The following is an 18,601-nucleotide window of genomic DNA, read 5'->3' on the forward strand; positions in this document are numbered from 1 at the left end:
AGCAAGTAACCTGAGCCCCAACTTCGTTCCAGTTTTCGGGAGAGTCGTGAGTTTTCGATCTGGCCTCATCTGGCCTCATGCGGCCTGTTTTCCATAGCCATTTTCATTGCGAGCTCGCCGGGAGTGATGTTGCCCAGCGATGAGTGCGGTCTGTTTCTGTTGTAATCCTCCGTACATGCGGTGTTGACCACAGGGCGATGCGGGAAGGCGAGGCTGGGACACGCGATGTTGCGGTGGCGGCGAAGGCCTCACTGCCGCCAACAGAAGGGGATGCACCCTCCCGGAGAAATGAGTGGACTCTAGGGCGTGATCTGGAACGGTTGTTCGCTTATCGCAACAGCGCCGCTTGCAGCGTCGCGGAAGCGGTAGCGCAGCACGTATGTCCCCTCCGGGGGAGAATCGAGATCGAGCGTCAGGTTGGCGAAGATCTCCTGGTTGCGGAAGCTTCCCTTGAAATTGAACGTGCCGAACGCCTTTTGCTCGGCCAGGATCTCGCCCTTGTCGCCCAGAAGCTCGAGATCGACCGTAAAAGCGGATTCGATCTTGCCGTCCGCTGTCGGTTTCCAGGTCAGCCCCACTGGCTCGACATAGGACATGAGCACCTCGCCGGGCCGAAAACTGTTCGATTCGCGAGGCTGGAACATGCCGTAGCCTTCCGGCGGCTTGTCGACGAAGGCCGTCCGGCCGATGCTGAAGGGTAGGGTGGCGCTGAAGTTGCCATAGGCGTCGCGCATCAGATCGTGGGCGCCCACGGGATCGCCGGCCGCGGCGAGTTCCTCGGCTTTCTTCGCGGCGTCGGCAAGCGGGCCGGCCGTTGCCACAGGCGGCACGGCGCTCACCGAAAACGCCAGCATGGCGGCGAATGCGGCCTTCGCACGTGATTCGAGCAACAACGAAAACATGACTGACTCCTCCGAGCGATGGGCGGAGGATGCGAAGAACCGCGCGGACAGTCAAGAATGCGCGGCCGCACTGCGGCATCTGTCCCCCGGTCAGCTACGCCAGAAGAGGGGCGTGAGCACCACGAGCACCGTCAGCACCTCGAGACGACCGAGAAGCATGAGGACGGAAAGAATGTAGAGGGCGGGATCCGAGAGCGTGGAGAAGTTGCCGGCCGGCCCGACGATTGGCCCGACACCCGGGCCGGTGTTCGAAAGCGCAGTGATCGATGCGGATATCGAGGTCATCACGTCGATGCCGAGAGCCCCGAGCGCCAGGCTCCCGAGCACCCAGAGCAGCAGATAGGTGCACACGAACATGAAGACGGTGCGCTGCGTGTCCGCATCGACGGTCAAGCCTCCGTAGCGGACGGTCTGGATGGCGTTCGGATAGATCAGCTTGTGAAGGCCGGCGCGGATCGAATTGAAAATAATGATGAAACGATACGCCTTTATGCCGCCTGCAGTCGAGCCCGAGCAACCACCCAGAAAGGTCGCGAAGAACGCGAGGACGACGACGAAGGGTCCCCAGAGCGTATAGTCCTCGCTTGCGACACCCGTGGTCGACATGATCGACGCCATCGTGAAGAAGGAGTGTGCGAGCGCGTCGTCGAAATCCACGCCGTTGACCAGCCGGTGATAGACCGCCGTCGCGACTGAAAAGGCCGTGAGATAACCGAGAAAGACGGCAATCTGGGGGTCGCGAAGCGCGTCCAGCCTTCCGCGGACGATGAAGACGATCAGGATGGAGAACGGCAGGCTGCACAGCGTCATGAAGAAGGTGCCTGCCCAAAGGATCGGAATGCTCTTGAAATAGCCGAAGGATGCGTCGTGGGTCGAAAAACCGCCGGTTGCGACCGTCGACATGGCATGGTTGATCGCGTCGAACCGGCTCATCCCGAGGAGATCGTAGGCAATGGCGCAAATGACCGTGATGAGCACGTAGACCAGCAGGAAGGCGCGCGTGAAGCTTGCGATGCGCGCGAAGGGCTTGTCGCCGGTGTCCGATGACTCCATCTTGAAGAAGGACATGCCGCCGACGCGAAGGTAGGGCATGACGAAAAGCCCGAGCGCGACGATGCCGATACCGCCGAGCCAGTGGAGCAGTGAACGCCACATCAGGATGCCGGGCGGCGCATGGTCTAGCCCCACGATGACGGTCGATCCCGTCGTGGTGATGGCCGAGACCGATTCGAACATGGCCTTGGCGAAATCCATCTTCATCGACGAGAGCATGAAGGGAACGGCGCCGACGAGGGAAAAGACAATCCACAGAAGGTTGACGAGCAGAAACCCCATCTTTTTGTTGAAGGGCGGGGGACCGGCGCGGGTCGCGGCCGCCGTCGCCAGCGAAAAGCCCCCGACGACGAAGGCCGAGATGACGAAAACGCGCCAGTCGGGATGACCGTAGTAGAGGTCGACCAACGCCGGGATGAGCATCGCCATCGAAAGGTAGAGACCACAGATCGCGGATATGTTGATGGCGGACCGGTATGTAGCTGCGTTCAACGGGGCACTATCCTGATGTTGCTGTCGGAATCTCGGTCCCGGCCCAGCGATGCGGCGGGTGGTATCGGTCGGCGCAATATGCAATAGCGGGTGACGGTTTCAAACTCAATGGACGCGGTTTCCCGCCCGTGCGGGCTCCGGGACGAAACGGGAGTTTCGGCCTGGCGAACGCGGACCGAACATCTGACCAAGGACGTGCCGATGCTGAAGCAGGAAGTCGATAGCGCCGCCGAGACCATGCGCGGGCTGTTTCCCGAAACGCCGTTGCAACTGAACGAGCACCTCAGTGCGCGCTATGGCGCCGAGATTTACCTCAAGCGCGAGGACCTTTCTCCCGTCCGTTCCTACAAGATTCGCGGCGCTTTCAACTTCTTCCGCAAGATCGTCTCTGAAGATGGAACCCAGAAGACCTTCGTATGCGCCTCGGCCGGCAACCACGCGCAGGGATTCGCCTTTGTATGCCGGCATTTCGGTGTCCAGGGTGTGGTGTACATGCCGGTGACGACGCCGCAGCAGAAGATCCAGAAGACCCGGACCTTCGGGGGCGAGTTCGTGACGATCAGGCTGGTCGGCGACTTCTTCGACCAATGCTACCAGGCCGCTCGAGACCATGCCGAAACGACGGGAGCGATCATGGTCCCGCCCTTCGACGATGCCGACATCATCGAGGGGCAGGCGACTGTCGCTGCCGAGATCGTTGCCCAGCTCGGGGAGGGCAATGCGCCCGATCTCGTCGTGCTTCCCGTCGGCGGCGGCGGGCTTGCGACCGGCGTGACCGGTTATCTGCAAGGCATCGTTCCGGACGACGGATTCCTGTTCTGTGAGCCCCAGGGGGCTGCAAGCCTCAAGGCCAGCATGACCGAGGGCAGGGTGGTCACGCTCGACCAGGTCGACAACTTCGTCGACGGCGCGGCCGTCGGGCGGATTGGCGACCTCAATTTCGCGGCTCTCAGCCGCTTTCCGGCGGACCAGGTGATGCTGCTTTCGGAGAACGCCATCTGCGTCACCATCATCGACATGCTAAATGTCGAAGGCGTGGTGCTGGAGCCGGCGGGTGCCCTGTCGCTGACGGCGCTGGAAGCACTCGGACGCGGCGGGCTCGAGGGCAAGAAAGTGGTGGCGGTCGTCTCCGGCGGCAATTTCGATTTCGAGCGGCTACCCGACGTCAAGGAGCGCGCGATGCGCCATTCGGGGCTGAAGAAGTACTTCATCCTGCGTCTTGCCCAGCGGCCGGGCGCGCTTCGCGATTTCCTCAACCTACTCGGTCCCGAAGACGACATCGCCCGCTTCGAATATCTGAAGAAGTCGGCGCGCAACTTCGGTTCGATCCTGATCGGCATCGAGACCAAGGCGCCCGAGAACTTCATCACCCTCAAGGCGGCCTTCGACCATGCCGGCCTTCGCTATCAGGACATCACCGAAAACGAAGTTCTCGCGAGCCTGATCATTTGATCGGGCGTCGTCGGACAATGTGATCGTTCGGCATGGGCGGAAGACGTTGACAGCGGCGCCGCCTGTGCTACCTCTCCCCCATGGCATCTTTTCTTTCGAGACTTTTCGGTTCCAAGAGCAGCTCCGGCGCTTCCGCGCCCGCGGACGAAGAAACCGAATCCTACAACGAACTCGTGATCGTCGCGGCTCCCATGCGGGAGGGCGCCCAGTATCGCCTGGCCGGCCGGATCGAGAAGCGCGATGGCGAGGCCGTGCTCGTGCGCGGATTCATTCGTGCTGACCTCTTCTCGAGCCGAGACGACACCGTTGCCGCGACGTTCCGCAAGGGCCGGCAGATCATAGACCAGCACGGTGTCGCCCTGTTTGCCGACGGCACCCCCTCGCGCCACGTCTGAGGACGGTATTCTCGCACTCTCTTTCTCAATGCGACCCGCCGGGCCAACCGGCGGTGCCGAATGACGTGCGCTCGACGCGACGGCTCATCGACAGCTTGAGTTGTGCTGATAAACGTCGACTTCGATCCAGGCCTCACCGAAAGTGGTGAAGTTTGAGGCAGGAGTGCTGGAAAATTGAGCATATGATCGAGAATTATTCAATAATATTAGTATATTAGGCGCTGTTTCTCGCCTTTTCAGGCAAGATAAATTTAAGGTGTTTTCACTAATGTCGGCCCCATCCTGGGGTTGGGTGACTCGGCGTGAGTGCTATCATAAGTCGTTTGTTTCGGCAGGGGCGGAGTCTGCGCTTCGTGTTTGGCTGTGCCGGGGCGGCAATGGCCGCGCCCGCTGTCGCGGCCGAGACGACGCTCGATGAGATCAAGGTCAACCTCGATCTGACCTGGATGCTGCTTTGCGCCGGGCTCGTCATGATGATGCAGGTCGGGTTCCTGTTGCTCGAGGCCGGAATGGTCCGCTCGAAGAACTCGATCAATGTCGCGCAGAAGAACCTCCTGGACTTTGTCTTCGGTGTCGTCGCGTTTGCGGCCGTTGGCTTCATGCTTGCCTTCGGTGCGTCGTCGTGGCTGCCGTTCGGCTTGAACGGTGATTTCCTCTTCCTGCACAATCTCACCTCCTGGGAACAGGGGTTCTTCGTCTTTCAGGTCATGTTCTGCGGAACCGCGGCGACCATCGTCTCCGGTGCGGTCGCCGAGCGCATGCGCCTGTCCGCCTATGTTTGGGGTTCCGTCGTGCTCTCGGCGGTCATCTATCCGGTTTTCGTGCACTGGGCCTGGGGCGGCGCGCTCGCGCCGAACGGCGGTGCGTTTCTCGCAAATCTCGGTTTCGTCGATTTCGCAGGTTCCACCGTGGTTCACTCGACGGGCGCGTGGGTGTCGCTCGCAGCGTGCCTCGTCATCGGCCCACGCCTCGGCCGCTTCGACGAAAACGGCCGCCCGGTGCGCATGTCCGGACACAGTCCCGTTCTGGCCACGACGGGCGCGCTGCTGCTCTTCATCGGCTGGATCGGCTTCAACGGCGGCTCGACGACGGCGGCACGGGCCGACATCGCGACCATCATCATGAACACGGTGCTGGCCGGCGGCGCGGGAGCGACGGTCGGCTACTTCTTCGGCTGGTATCAGGACGGGGTATACCTGCCGGAAAAGGCCAATTGCGGAATGCTCGGCGGGCTGGTCGCGGTGACTGCCGGTTGTCAGGTGCTGGAGCCGATGGGGGCTCTCGTGATCGGTGCGATCGGCAGCGTAGTTGCCACGCAGTCGAACATTCTTCTCGAGCGGCGCTTCAAGATCGATGATGCCGTCGGTGCGATCGGCGTTCATGGTGGTGCCGGGATCGTCGGCACGATCGGACTGGCCCTGCTCGCCCCGACGGAGCACCTGCCGCTCGGAGGTCGCCTTTCGCAGCTGTATATCCAGCTCTTCGGCTCCATTCTCAATTTCTACTGGGCGTTCTGCGCGGGCTACGCGTTCTTCTGGCTGCTCAACCGGTTCATGCCGATCCGCGTCGACAGGAAGGCCGAGGAGATCGGCCTTAACGAGGCGGAGCACGCAACCAGGCTCGGGGTCGGCCATGTCGAGGATGCGCTCGACAAGCTGGTGCGCGGCAATGCCGATCTTTCGATGCGCCTGACCGTCGACAGCGGCGACGAGGCGGAGAAGCTGACGCGCCTCTTCAATGCCCTGATGGACAACATCCAGAGCGAGGAGGCGGCAAGGGGCGCGCAGGCGGAACGGATAAGGGAGGCGGAGGAGGCCGAGCGGGTCTCGGCGATCGCCAACGCCACCTTCGAGGCGATCCTCATGCATCGCGACGGCGTGATCATCGACGGCAACGAACAGCTCGCTACGCTCTATGGCGCGCCCCTGTCCGAGATCATCGGCCGCCCGATCCGCTCCTTCGTGCCTGCGGAATATCAGGAACTCGTCGATATGCTCAGGGACAGCGGCGAGCATGTCAGCCGTGAGTTGGAACTCTTCGATGCTCAGGGCAACCGGATTCCCGTCGAAGCGCGAGGCCGCAAGATCGCCCTTGGCGGCGAAGAGGTCTACATCAGCTGCATCGTCGATCTCAGGGAGCGAAAGAAGGCGGAACAGAAGATCCTGCATCTTGCCCAGCACGATACGCTGACGGGGCTTGCCAATCGTGCCCTGTTCAACGAACGGCTCGTGCGCGCGGCGGAGCGGGCGCTTGCCGGCGGTGGCATCGCCGTCATCCTGATCGATCTCGACCGGTTCAAGGACATCAACGACATCCATGGGCATCCCGCCGGCGACGCCGTCATCCGCGAGGCTGCCGCTCGCCTGCGGCAGTTCGTGCGCGAGGGCGATACGGTGGCGCGTCTCGGCGGCGATGAGTTTGCCATTGTCCTGCAGCGCGTGGAGTTCCAGGCGCAGGCGACCGACATCGGCATTCGCATCGTCGAGGACATGGCGCGGCCGATCGACGTCGGCGGCGGCCAGATGGTACACATCGGCGCCAGCGTCGGCTGCGCTCTCGGCCCCCAGCATGGAGAGACCGCCGAAGCGCTGATCGCGCGCGCAGACATAGCGCTCTACCATTCCAAGAATGCTGGGCGGAACACGTTCACGCTGTTCATGCCCGGCATGAATGCGGTGCTCGAGAAGAGACGTGAGCTGGAAACGGCGCTGGATCGCGCCATCCTCAGGCAGGAATTCGAACTCTATCTCCAGCCGCGCGTCGACGTCTCTACCGCGATGATCTCCGGCTACGAGGCGCTGGTGCGGTGGAACAATCCGGAACGCGGCCTCATCGGTCCCAACGACTTCATCCCGGTTGCGGAAGCCTCCGGCAAGATCGTGCAGATCGGCGAATGGGTGCTGCGCGAAGCATGCCTCATCGCCGCTTCGTCCATCGAGGGACGCAGGATCAGCGTCAACGTCAGCCCGATGCAGTTCCGGCAGCTCAATTTTCTTCGGATCGTCGCCGACGTGATCGCCGAAACCGGCATCTCGCCGGAGCGCCTTGAACTCGAAATCACCGAGAGCACGCTGATCGACGACGACCGGCGCGCCCTGTTCATCCTGAAGGAGTTGAAGAAAATCGGCGTGGCGATCGCGCTCGACGATTTTGGAACCGGCTATTCGTCGCTGAGTTACCTCAGCCGCTTTCCTTTCGACACCATCAAGATCGACCGCAGCTTCGTCAACGGTCTCGAGACGAACGACAATGCGGCCGCCATCGTGCGCAGTATCATCGATCTGGGAACCGGTCTCGGGATGAAGGTCGTCGCCGAGGGTATAGAGACCCCAGAGACCGCCATCTCCCTGGTGCGTGCCGGATGCGACGAGCTTCAGGGCTACCTGCTCGGCAAGCCGGTGCCGGCAGGCGAGCGGCTGGCCGAAATCGACCGGAATACCTCCGACATGCTTGTTGCCGCGAGATCGACGACACCGGTCGCGCTCGATGAATTGCGTGCTTCATTGGAGCAGAGCGCCTCTTTCGGGAAAATTCCCTCGGATTCCCGGAGACAGACTGCTTGATACCGCAACAACGGAAGGCCATCCTGCACGCGAAAACGATTCCGGGCTGGCCGAGTGATTCGATCCTGGCATTCTCCATCCGAAATCGACAGTCTCCGGCAGAACGGTTCTATTTGAACGTCCGCCGATCCAACGTGCGGCAGTTTCCGGACAGGCCATGAATTCTATGAACCTGCTTCTGCTTTTCATCGAGGCCGTCTTCTACTTCGGCTTCATGATCGGACTGCTGCATATGAGGCATCGCGTTGGGATCGGCGTGTTCGTCACGGCGCTCGGCGTGATGCACTTCCTCGAGACCTATCTTGCCGCCGTCTTCTACATACAGGTGCCCTTCGGCGTGATTTCGCCGGGGTCGTCCGTGCTCTTTTCCGGCAAGCTGATGATGATCCTCCTCCTCTATGTGAAGGAGGATGCGGGGGTCGTCCGGGCGCCGATCTACGGTCTTCTTGCTGGAAACCTGCTGACGGTCGGCCTCGGCTTCATCCTGAGGTTCCACGAGACCGTCGGCGTTGTACCGGGTCGGGTGCCGGATCTCGCTTTCATGGACGAGATGGGATGGCTGATGCTGTGGGGCACGACCCTCCTTTATCTCGACTCGCTGGCGATCATCCTGCTTTACGAGCGGCTGGGCGCGATTTTCAGGTACCAGATCACCGCTCGCATCCTGCTTTCCAGCATGGTCGTCCTGACCTTCGACCAGGTGGGTTTCTTTTCGGCATTGCACTTCATCAACGGCGTGCCGCTTTCCGTCTTCTGGGGCGGATGGATGGCGAAGATGCTTGCCGCAGTGGTGTATTCCGTCCTTGCCGGCTTCTATCTGCGTTACTCTAGCCTGACGGCCGCTTCCGCTTCGACGCGGCCGCTCAGCGACATCTTCCAGGAGCTTACGTTTCGCGAGCGCTACGAAGATCTGCTGGACCGCTCCGGCCGTGACGCCCTGACCGGGGTCTACGATCGCAGCCGCCTCGAATTCGAGGGGCCGAAGCTCTTGCAGTCCCAGGTGGATGCAGGAACGGTCCTCAGTCTTCTGATCATCGATGCCGATCACTTCAAGGACGTGAACGATGTCTTCGGGCATCTCGCTGGGGACGACGTGCTGAAGGGCACGGTTGCGTGCATCGGCAGGAACATTCGTGCCGGCGATCGGGTGTACCGGTTCGGCGGCGAGGAGTTCGTGGTGCTGTGCGCCGGGCTTGCGAGGCCGGAAGCCGCGGACCGGGCAGAAACGATCCGCAGGGCAATCGGCAAGACTGTGCTGAGGCCGGACGGAAAGGCGATGACCGTCAGCATCGGTGTCGCCTGCAGCGACGCGGACGGTGGAACGCTGAATGCTCTTCTCTCTGCGGCCGATGCGCGGCTCTACCAGGCCAAGCGCGATGGCCGCGATCGGGTGGTCAGCGCCTGAGCGCTGCCCTCACATGCCGACATTAGGACGGTCGATGATCTCTCTGAGCGCAAAGCTGGAGTTGATCTTGACGACATGCGGCAAGGCGGAGAGCCAATCGCGATGGATCCGCTCGTAGTCCTCGAGGTCTTTCGCCGCCACGCGCAGGATGTAGTCATATTCCCCCGACATCAGGTAGCACACGAGCACATTTGGGCAGAGTTTGACCGCGGCCTCGAACTCGGACAGCGTCTTTGCGAACTGACCTGACAGCGAGATGTGGACGATCACCATCATCTTGTAGTCGAGCGCCTTGTGGGAAAGCCGCGCGTGATAGCCGCTGACGACCCCGGACTTCTCCAGGATGTCGACACGCCTCGAGCAGGCGGAGGCAGAGAGGCCGACCCGCTCCGCGAGGTCCGAATTGGTGATCCTGGCATTTTGCTGGAGGGCCGCCAATATCGCAGCATCGATGCTATCAAGGGTACTCAATCGGGATTCCTTCGAATATTGTCGAAACTACGCAAGAATATTCGAAAACCTGCTCTTCCACAAACCGGCTTTGCAAGGACATTCGACGGGCTTTCTGGTGTCATGTGTAATCCCCGAGGAGGGGGAGAAATCGAACTGGAGAGGAACGCTGTATGCGTGTCGGTTGCCCGAAGGAAATCAAGAACCATGAATACCGTGTCGGCCTGACGCCGGGCGCGGTGCGCGAATATGTGGCGCACGGCCATGAGGTCATCGTCGAGACCAAGGCGGGCAGCGGCATCGGCGCCGATGACGACGCCTATCGGGTGGCAGGAGCCAAGATCGTCCCGTCAGCCAAGGATGTCTTTGAAAAGGCCGACATGGTTGTCAAGGTCAAGGAACCGCAGCCGTCCGAATGGGTGCAACTGCGCGAAGGCCAGATTCTCTATACCTATCTTCACCTTGCTCCCGATCCGGATCAGACCGAGGGGCTGCTCAATTCGGGCGTGACCGCCGTAGCCTACGAGACGGTCACTGACGAGCGCGGCGGACTGCCGCTGCTTGCACCGATGTCAGAGGTGGCAGGACGACTTTCGATCCAGGCGGGCGCCACTGCGCTGCAGAAGGCACATGGCGGACGCGGCATCCTGCTCGGGGGCGTGCCCGGCGTGCTGCCGGCAAAGGTTGCAATCATCGGCGGCGGCGTCGTCGGCCTGCATGCGGCGAAGATGGCGGCGGGCCTCGGCGCCGACGTGTCGATCCTCGATCGCTCGATCCCGCGCCTGCGCCAGCTCGATGACATCTTCGGCGGTCGCATCCACACCCGCTACTCGACCATAGACGCATTGGAGGAAGAGGTTTTCTCGGCTGATCTCGTGATCGGCGCAGTTCTCATTCCGGGCGCAGCCGCACCGAAGCTGGTGACGCGCGAAATGCTGACAGGAATGAAGAAGGGCGCCGTGATCGTGGACGTCGCCATCGACCAGGGCGGTTGCTTCGAGACCTCGCACGCGACCACGCATTCCGATCCGACCTACGAGGTCGATGGCGTCATCCACTATTGTGTAGCGAACATGCCTGGGGCAGTTCCCGTCACCTCCGCCCATGCGCTCAACAACGCGACGCTGCACTATGGCCTCCAGCTCGCCGACAAGGGTCTGAAAGCCATTGCGGAGGACAGGCACCTTCGTGCAGGTCTGAACGTCCACAAAGGGCGCATCACCAACAGTGCCGTTGCCGAAGCGCTCGGCTACGAGATGCACGCTCCGGAACTCTCGCTGAACGTCGCCTGATTTCGATCGCGAGCAAAAAATGCCCCCGGACAGCTGCTGGCCGGGGGCAATTTATTGCCGTGAATTCAGAGAGGAACGCGGGCGGATCGCCGATGGCCTCGCAGGCCCATCATTTGTTGCGAAGGCTGATGAGGCTCTCCTTGATGAGCTGCAGTGGTTCGATGTCAGGTCTTTCGAGGCAGAGCCTGACGACGGCGCGGGCGATATGGCGGAAGTAGATCTCGCGATTACGTGCCGATTCGATCAGAGCGACGTTTTTCCTGTAGGTTTCGTGAAGCGCCGATCGGGTCTTCGCCGAGGGCGATAACCTGCTCTTCGCCCCGACAATGAAATTCTGGATCCTGAGGTTCCGGAAGCGGCGCGTCCTGGAGAGCGCAAGCCTTGCGGCTGCGGCAAAGACGAAGTCCCGGCCATGCCGCTTCCATGAGCGTCTGAGCTCCACGGGGCAGGTTCTGAGATAGGTCCTGAGAAGGAGTTTCCGGTTTTTCTCGCTCAGGCAGAACGGACGCAGCAGCGCGATCGCAAGTTCAATGCCGAAGGGTTCGTGGGCCAACAATTCATAGTCTATCAGCGCAACGGACTGGTCTTCGCCGACGAGTATGTTGCTGGCGTAGAGATCTCCATGGGTGAGCTGGGTCGCGCTGATAATCTCGAATCTGGCCGCACTTTCTTCGATCCAGCGCTGTGCCTCCGGCGGAAGATCGCCGTTGTCCTTCAGGAAGTCCTGATGCGGCAGGCGCGGTTCGGCGCTCTGGAAGAGGGCGTGATAGGCGGGTCCTTCGACCGAATGAAGCCTGGCGAGATTGTCTGCGAGCGAGATGACGCTGGCCGGGCTCGCGCTCCTTCCTCCGATCTTCTCGCCAGGCAGATAAGCAAGCGCTATCCAGTTGCCGAAACGCTTGTCATCGCCCGAAGTCGTGGAGATGCGGCCTTGTACGGCCTGGACCCGCGCGCCGGAACCCGCAATCCGGTCGATCGTTCGTTCGAGGAGCTCCATCTGCTCCCGGTCATGGAAGCGATACAGCACATAGGTGCCGTTGTGCTCGACGATTCGTTTTTCGAAGTAGGGGCGCCGCGTCGAATGCACGATCCTGACGTCGGGCGACAGCAGGTCGCGAATGTCGACGACGTATGTCGTTGGCGCATTGTCACTCAAGGCCTGGCTTCACTTCGTTCCCTGTGCGGCGCTTGGCAGTCGGCAGGCCACGTTGATGGATTAGTGCTGTATCGCCTATCCTAACGGCCGTTTCCAGCGCCGAAATGCAGAAAGCAGCGGACATCCAGTGGATGTGCGCTGCTTTCCGCATATCTGTTGAGGAAGTTGGCGCTGCTTGGTCAGCGGACGAATTCATCGATCCGGCGCAGCGTCACGCGGCGATTGCGCCATTCCGCGTTGGGTGTCGGAACGAGCAGGAACTGTTCTCCATATCCAACTGTCTCCAACGCATAGGCCTGGATGCCGAACTCCTGCACGAGCACCCATTTCAGCGATTCCGCGCGGCGTTCGGACAGGATCTGGTTGGCGTATTGTGTGCCGACCGCGTCGGTGTGCCCTTCGATCAGGAACCGTGCATGCCGGCGCCGGCGCAGGATCTGCTCCATGGCGCGTGCGATCTGACGAACCTTGCGGTATTCGGTACGCGGAATCTCGGCCGATCCGAAGGCGAAGTTGATCGACTGGATATCGATGGACGGTGCCCGGCGGCGCAAGTCCGGCCGGCGCTTCAGTTCCTGAACCGTCACCTTTTCCTCCGGCCGCATGCTCCTGGCGGGTGCCGCGTCCAGGCGGCGCATGATCATGTCCTCGGACGGCGTTTCCTGCGCCAGGGCGAGCCGGGGGCGCCCACGGCGGCGGCAAGGGCGACGAGGAAGAAGCGGCGGTTCATCGGAATGTCCCTCTCACATGCTGGAGTTGTCATGCGGGGGACAATGCCGGATGGTCATTGAAGGCAGGCTGAACCGCGTGTTGAGCTGGCGTTCATCTTTCTTAAGGTTGCATTTGCCGTCTCCCGGCAGAGCCTCAGTCTCGCTTGGCGAGCTCCAGCAATTCCTTGTCGCTCAAGGGAACCACATCCCCGTCGCTGGTCGAGACCGGGGAAAAGCCGAACATCTGGTAGAGCTGAAGGGCACGCGGATGATCCAGATCGTTAGTGGTGACCGTGACGCGCTTCGGGTTCATGGCCCATGCCGCATAGAGCGTCTGCAGCAGGAACCATTTTCCGAGCCCGAGACCAAGGGCGTGCTCGAACAGGCCGAAGTGCACGAGCTCGATCGTTTCCTCGTTCTCCTGGAAAAGTTCGAAGAAACCGGCGGGCGCGCCATCCACGTACAGCACGCTGATGCTGGTGCGCTTTTCGTGGAGGATGGACGCGAGCGCATCATCCTTCATCCGGAGCCGGTCGACCCAATGCCAGCGGCTTCCGACCTGTCGATAGAGGAAGCGATAGAATGGTAACGGAATATTGGTTACCCGCATGATGGCGGTATGAAGATTGACCGGCATCGGCAGGCTCTGCTTTGGCGGAGCAGTCATCTCCAATGCCGTGATATGGACCGCCAGCGGCCCGGCCTTGCTGTTCGCTGCCATAGGATCAGGCCTCGCCGGTAACGACGGGCGTGTCGGTCCGTCCGCCCCATTCCGCCCATGAGCCGTCGTAGAGCGTGTTGTCCTCATGGCCGAGCGAATGGAGAGCGAGCGTGATGATGGCTGCCGTGACGCCGGAGCCGCAACTGGTGACGACCGGCCGGGAGAGATCGATTCCTGCGTCCTCGATCGCCTGTTTGAGCGAGGCCAGATCCTTGAAACGGCCGTCGGTCGACAGCAGTCCCACGGGCAGGTTTCTCGCGCCCGGCATGTGACCGGAGCGCAGGCCGGCGCGCGGTTCAGCCTCCTTTGCGGTGAAGCGTCCCGCGCTGCGCGCGTCTGCGATCTGGCGCGAGCCTGTTGTCACGATCCCGCGCATCTCCTCGAACGACGTCACCGCATAGGGGTTGAAATTGGCGTGGAAGTCGGCGGGTGCGGGCTCGGGAAGATCGGTCTGGAGCGGCCGTCCTTCGCGTTTCCATCCGTCGAGCCCCCCGTCCATGACGTAGACGTTCTTCGCCCCCATGAGGCGAAACAGCCACCAGGCGCGCGGGGCGGAAAAGATGCCGGGGCCATCGTAGACAACGATCGTGTCGCTCTCGGAGATTCCGAGCTTGCCGACCTCCGCCGCAAAAAACTCCGGCGAGGGCACCGTGTGCGGCAGGGGGCTGGTACGGTCGGTAACGACGTCCTGGTCGAAGAAGACGGCGCCCGGCACGTGCCCGGCGGAATACTCGGCTGCTCCGTTCCTGTTCTGCGCCGGCAGGTACCAGGATGCGTCGACGACGCGAAAGCCCGGCGCGCCAAGCTGCCTTTCGACCCACTCGGCAGACACGATGTACTTGCTCTTCTCGCTGCTCACGGCTTTCCTCCGGTCAGGCTGCGGAACCGGGCGCGCCGAATCGAATCCGGAACCTCCGGTTCTCCTTGCCCTTCTTTTCTATCTTTGAAATGTGGATGGCGCCGACTTCCTGCGTCTCGGAAACATGTGTGCCGCCGCAGGGTTGGCTGTCGATCGCCGAGTTCTCGCCGATGCACACAAGGCTGACACGGCCGAGCCCCATCGGCGGACGGACATTCTTGGACTTGACGATGCCGGGGTTGGCCGCCAGTTCCTCATCGGTGATCCATTGCACGTAGACGGGGTGGTTCTCCTCCACCAGTCTCATCAACCTCGCGGTCACGTCGTCGCGATCGATGGTTTCGCTCATGTCGAAATCGACACGGCTTTCTTCCTCACCGACCGCCGCACCGGTGATGGGGAAGGGACAGACGACGGAGAGGAGATGGCAGGCCGTATGCATGCGCATCAGCCTGTAGCGGCGCGGCCAATCGATGTGGAGAACGAGTTTCTCGCCCAGCAGCGGTGCGGGCTCGCCCTCGAGCGGGCGGTGGATGATGATGTCCTTGTTCTCGCCGTGCGTGGTCTGGCCGAGCGTTATGCGGCTGCCGTCGGCGCGCTCGAAAAAGCCCGTGTCTCCCGGCTGGCCGCCGGACGTCGCATAGAAGCACGTCCGGTCCAGTTCGATGCCGCCATCGTCGTGGATCGCCGTGACCACCCCTTCCGCGGTCGAGAGGTAGAAATCGTCACGGAAGAGGGCGGTTACGGGTCTGGTCATGAAATCTATTCGACTGCCTGATAGGGTACCTCGATCGCCGATTTCCTGGTGAGCCAAGCCGGTACCGGCAGGCCCTTCGAATCGAGGAAGCCCGGATTGAAAAGCTTCGACTGATAGCGGTTACCATAGTCGCAGAGGATCGTCACGATCGTATGGCCGGGGCCGAGATCCTTGGCGAGGCGAACTGCGCCCGCGATGTTGATCCCGGAGGAGCCGCCGACGCAGAGACCTTCGTTCTCGACGAGGTCAAAGACGTAGGGGAGGGCCTCGGCATCCGAAATCTGGTAGGAGTAGTCCGGCGTGAAGCCCTCGAGGTTCGCGGTGATCCGCCCCTGGCCAATGCCTTCAGTGATGGACCCGCCGGACGCCTTGAGTTCACCGTGAGCGTAAAAATTATAAAGCGCGGCGCCGTCCGGATCGGCAAGCGCGATCTTCACCGAGGAGTTCTTCTCGCGGAGACCGGCGGCGACCCCCGCGAGCGTTCCGCCGGAGCCGACCGCGCAGACGAAGCCATCGACCTTGCCATCGGTGTCGCGCCAGATTTCCGGGGCGGTCGTATCGATGTGGGCCTGGCGATTGGCGACATTGTCGAACTGATTGGCCCAGATCGCTCCGTTCGGTTCCGTCTTCGCAAGCTCTTCGGCGAGCCTGCCGGAGAGCTTCACGTAGTTGTTCGGGTTCTTGTAGGGAACCGCCGGAACCTCGACCAGATCGGCGCCGAGGAGCTTGAGGGCATCCTTCTTTTCCTGGCTCTGGGTCTCCGGAATGACGATCACCGTGCGATAGCCGAGCGTCGAAGCGACGAGAGCAAGGCCGATGCCGGTATTGCCGGCGGTACCCTCGACAATGACGCCACCGGGCCTCAACTCGCCGCGAGCCTCGGCGGCGCGGATGATCCAGAGCGCGGCCCTGTCCTTCACCGATTGGCCGGGGTTCAGGAATTCCGCCTTCCCGAGGATGGTGCACCCTGTCTGTTCGGACACACCTTTGAGCCGGATGAGCGGCGTATTGCCGATTGCATCCAGTACAGACGGAAGAATTGCCATGACCTCGGGCCTCGCGCTTTGCAAATAAATTTAGAGGTGTCTTTTCGGCGTGCAAGCTTGGTTTTGCAAGAAAATCTGTTCCGCCTCTCCTCAAATGGATGGGAAAATTTGCGGAAATGCGTAGCAAATGCCACAAAGCTTTCAGTACGCGCACATTGGCAGGAGCCCTCGCGCTTATCGACGGTGCACCAGAAATTTCCGAATTAGGTCGGCCAACTTTTCAGGGTCCTCCCAATGGGGGTTGTGACCGTGGCCGGGAAGGGAAATGAACTCCGCGCCGACGATGCCGTCCTTCATCTCTGTCTGATGTTCCTCGGTCGCGATCAAATCCTCCTCCCCTCGCAAGATAAGCGTCGTCGCGGAAATGTCCTGCAGAAGTGGCGACGGATCATAGGCAAGCTGTTCGTAGTAAATTGAATGCCAGATTCGTGCCGGGACAGCGGCACTTTCTCGGCGAACATGAGTAACGAACCGCTCTTCGACCGGCATCGCGCCAGAGCACCATTCCCGGATGAAAGCGCTTTCTGGATCAATTGGATCGCGCAGCACCTGGATGTTCTCCCACAACCAGCCTCGACGCTCACGCAATGTGGCGGATGTGGACATAAGAACAATTTTGCCGACGATATCGGGCCAACGCTCGGCGATCGCCTGCGCAAGCCGCCCTCCAAGCGAATGGCCGACTATGTGCGTCGGCGCAAGGCCCAGGACATCAATCAGGAACCGGACATCGTTCGCCATTTCGGGAATGGTGTAGCAACCCTCAGGTTTGTCCGAATTTCCGTGACCGCGAAGGTCTGGCGCTATAACGCGAAAGCCCGTTGCGAGATATGGCGCAGTGAGGCTCCAGCTTCGAGCGCTGTCTGTAAACCCGTGCAGCAAGAGGATGGGCACGCTATTGGGGGCGCCCATCTGCACGTACGCGAGTCGGAGTCCGTTCTGCAGCACAGCGTACCGCTTCAGCGCCGAAAAGTGCTCTTGGGAAATCGGTTCAATCACGTTCACCCTCGTGCCTTGCAGCAACTATCTGGACGCCATTGGCCGACAATTCCGTAGAAATGGCCCGGTCGCGCCGTGACTGCCCTGTGGTATCTGCTACGTAGGTCCGAAAATTTGGCTTCGTTCTTTTTGGCCCCGCCGCCTGGCGGAGTTCGCGACGCTGAACGCGCGACCGCGGATTGTCGCAGTTGCCGGGCCAGATCGCAATGATCCAGTGTGTTCAAGAAGCGGCGCAGTGCTGTCTCGATAGGGTATCCGCGATACCTCTCCGAGGTTGCGATCCGCTGGCTGGTCCATCGGCTGATTGAGGCCATATTGCTCCGTTATCCTTGGTCACGGAAGATGGGCCGCGTTCTCCGGCCGTCACGGAGAGGCACCTTTTCGGGAGAGAAAGGACGACTGCATGATGGACTTCACTGCGCTGCCTGAACATGGGCCGGCCTGGATCACCGGAGCGAGTTCTGGCATCGGGCGCGCTCTGGCGAAGCGCCTGGCGAGCGAGGGGTTTGTGGTCGCCGTGACTGCCCGTGATCTCGATCGCTTGCTCGACCTTCAGCGCGAAGTGGCGGAGGAGGGCTTGCCCGGACGAATCATCGTGCTCGATGGCGACGTGACCGATCCGCGGGACATGGAGCGAATCGTCGCCGTCCTGGAGTATGAGCACGGCGGAATCGCACTCGCGGTGCTCAATGCCGGGATTTTCATCCCGATTGCCGGCGACGATCTCCACAGGAGGGATTTCGAAAGGACTTTCGCAGTCAATCTCCATGGCGTCGTCAACTGCCTGCTGCCTGCGATCGACCACATGAAGGCGAACGGGCAGGGGCAGATCGCCATCGTTTCCTCGGTTACGGGTTATGGCGGCCTGCCGACCAACGCCGCCTATGGTGCAACCAGCGCTGCCCTCACAAACATGGCTGAAAGCCTGAAGTTCGATCTCGATCCGCTTGGCATTCGGATACAGGTGATCAATCCGGGCTTCGTGGATACGCCGGCGACGCAGGGGGCCGCCTTGGCAATGCCTGCCATGGTCAGCGCGGAGACGGCGGCAGACCAGATTGCCGCCGGGCTGAAGTCGCGACGCTTCGAGATCTCATTTCCCAAGCGATTCACCTTCATGCTGAAGGCGATGGGATGGTTGCCCTATACGGCTTATTTCCCGCTCGTCGCACGCGCTACCGGCTGGAAGATCCGATCCCGCCGCGCAATCGAGGCACCTGTGGTGGAAACTGCAAGGTAACGATTTAGCCTTGCCGAAGAAACGTCATCAGATTGACAGCAGATGCCGCAGACCGAGCAATCCGACCCACCCAGGCCGGTTGATCTCTCGTGTTGGTTCCTCTATTCGC

The 18,601-nt window shown here is 61.5% G+C and carries 16 protein-coding genes and 1 pseudogene; 6 read left to right on the plus strand and 11 right to left on the minus strand.

The window, feature by feature from the left end:
* Positions 1-65 precede the first annotated feature (65 nt).
* The 3 genes from F3Y30_RS12825 to F3Y30_RS12835 all read right to left on the minus strand — a co-directional run bounded on the left by F3Y30_RS12825 (position 66) and on the right by F3Y30_RS12835 (position 2,447).
* Positions 66-191, minus strand: coding sequence for an integrase core domain-containing protein (locus F3Y30_RS12825; RefSeq protein WP_246752739.1), 126 nt, complete (start codon positions 189-191; stop codon positions 66-68).
* 108 nt (positions 192-299) lie between these two features.
* The gene (locus tag F3Y30_RS12830; protein WP_203423087.1) at positions 300-902 is read right to left on the minus strand and encodes a hypothetical protein; all 603 of its coding nucleotides are present in this window, start codon (positions 900-902) and stop codon (positions 300-302) included.
* 90 nt (positions 903-992) lie between these two features.
* Positions 993-2,447, minus strand: coding sequence for a TrkH family potassium uptake protein (locus F3Y30_RS12835; protein ID WP_203423088.1), 1,455 nt, complete (start codon positions 2,445-2,447; stop codon positions 993-995).
* 201 nt (positions 2,448-2,648) lie between these two features.
* Between F3Y30_RS12835 and ilvA the strand changes: the two genes are divergently transcribed.
* From ilvA to F3Y30_RS12855, 4 genes are all read left to right on the plus strand, one after another.
* Positions 2,649-3,899, plus strand: a complete 1,251-nt coding sequence (gene ilvA / locus F3Y30_RS12840; protein WP_203423089.1) for a threonine ammonia-lyase — start codon at positions 2,649-2,651, stop codon at positions 3,897-3,899.
* Positions 3,900-3,979: 80 nt separating this feature from the next.
* Positions 3,980-4,294 carry an HlyU family transcriptional regulator gene (locus tag F3Y30_RS12845; RefSeq protein ID WP_203423090.1) on the plus strand — a complete coding sequence of 105 codons (315 nt, stop codon included), beginning with the start codon at positions 3,980-3,982 and terminating at the stop codon, positions 4,292-4,294.
* A 377-nt stretch (positions 4,295-4,671) separates the two neighbouring features.
* Positions 4,672-7,857, plus strand: a complete 3,186-nt coding sequence (gene amt, locus F3Y30_RS12850) for an ammonium transporter (protein WP_203423091.1) — start codon at positions 4,672-4,674, stop codon at positions 7,855-7,857.
* Positions 7,858-8,014: 157 nt separating this feature from the next.
* Complete coding sequence (locus F3Y30_RS12855) at positions 8,015-9,262, plus strand: GGDEF domain-containing protein (protein ID WP_203423092.1); 1,248 nt, start codon at positions 8,015-8,017, stop codon at positions 9,260-9,262.
* 9 nt (positions 9,263-9,271) lie between these two features.
* On the opposite strand, the gene F3Y30_RS12860 is transcribed toward F3Y30_RS12855, so the two are convergent.
* The gene (locus F3Y30_RS12860; protein WP_203423093.1) at positions 9,272-9,733 is read right to left on the minus strand and encodes an Lrp/AsnC family transcriptional regulator; all 462 of its coding nucleotides are present in this window, start codon (positions 9,731-9,733) and stop codon (positions 9,272-9,274) included.
* A 152-nt stretch (positions 9,734-9,885) separates the two neighbouring features.
* Here F3Y30_RS12860 and ald point away from each other — a divergent pair, with 152 nt between their 5' ends.
* Positions 9,886-11,004, plus strand: a complete 1,119-nt coding sequence (gene ald, locus F3Y30_RS12865; RefSeq protein ID WP_203423094.1) for an alanine dehydrogenase — start codon at positions 9,886-9,888, stop codon at positions 11,002-11,004.
* A gap of 109 nt (positions 11,005-11,113) precedes the next feature.
* Here the strand turns inward: ald and F3Y30_RS12870 are convergent, their stop codons facing one another.
* From F3Y30_RS12870 to F3Y30_RS12900, 7 genes and pseudogenes are all read right to left on the minus strand, one after another.
* Positions 11,114-12,160 carry a phosphotransferase gene (locus F3Y30_RS12870; protein ID WP_203423095.1) on the minus strand — a complete coding sequence of 349 codons (1,047 nt, stop codon included), beginning with the start codon at positions 12,158-12,160 and terminating at the stop codon, positions 11,114-11,116.
* Between the two features lie 179 nt (positions 12,161-12,339).
* Positions 12,340-12,890, minus strand: a pseudogene (locus F3Y30_RS12875) (OmpA family protein).
* 134 nt (positions 12,891-13,024) lie between these two features.
* The gene (locus F3Y30_RS12880; protein ID WP_203423097.1) at positions 13,025-13,591 is read right to left on the minus strand and encodes a GNAT family N-acetyltransferase; all 567 of its coding nucleotides are present in this window, start codon (positions 13,589-13,591) and stop codon (positions 13,025-13,027) included.
* 4 nt (positions 13,592-13,595) lie between these two features.
* A complete protein-coding gene (gene sseA / locus F3Y30_RS12885) occupies positions 13,596-14,450 on the minus strand; it encodes a 3-mercaptopyruvate sulfurtransferase (RefSeq protein WP_203423098.1) in 855 nt (284 codons plus the stop codon).
* A 13-nt stretch (positions 14,451-14,463) separates the two neighbouring features.
* Positions 14,464-15,207, minus strand: coding sequence for an alanyl-tRNA editing protein (locus F3Y30_RS12890; RefSeq protein WP_203423099.1), 744 nt, complete (start codon positions 15,205-15,207; stop codon positions 14,464-14,466).
* Positions 15,208-15,212: 5 nt separating this feature from the next.
* On the minus strand, positions 15,213-16,253 hold the full coding sequence (locus tag F3Y30_RS12895) for a cysteine synthase A (protein ID WP_203423100.1): 1,041 nt from the start codon (positions 16,251-16,253) through the stop codon (positions 15,213-15,215).
* A gap of 174 nt (positions 16,254-16,427) precedes the next feature.
* A complete protein-coding gene (locus F3Y30_RS12900; RefSeq protein WP_203423101.1) occupies positions 16,428-17,252 on the minus strand; it encodes an alpha/beta hydrolase in 825 nt (274 codons plus the stop codon).
* Positions 17,253-17,655: 403 nt separating this feature from the next.
* Here F3Y30_RS12900 and F3Y30_RS12905 point away from each other — a divergent pair, with 403 nt between their 5' ends.
* Complete coding sequence (locus tag F3Y30_RS12905) at positions 17,656-18,492, plus strand: SDR family NAD(P)-dependent oxidoreductase (RefSeq protein WP_203423102.1); 837 nt, start codon at positions 17,656-17,658, stop codon at positions 18,490-18,492.
* The last annotated feature ends 109 nt before the right edge of the window (positions 18,493-18,601 follow it).

The sequence above is a fragment of the Sinorhizobium sp. BG8 genome, from assembly GCF_016864555.1.
Classification (GTDB): domain Bacteria; phylum Pseudomonadota; class Alphaproteobacteria; order Rhizobiales; family Rhizobiaceae; genus BG8.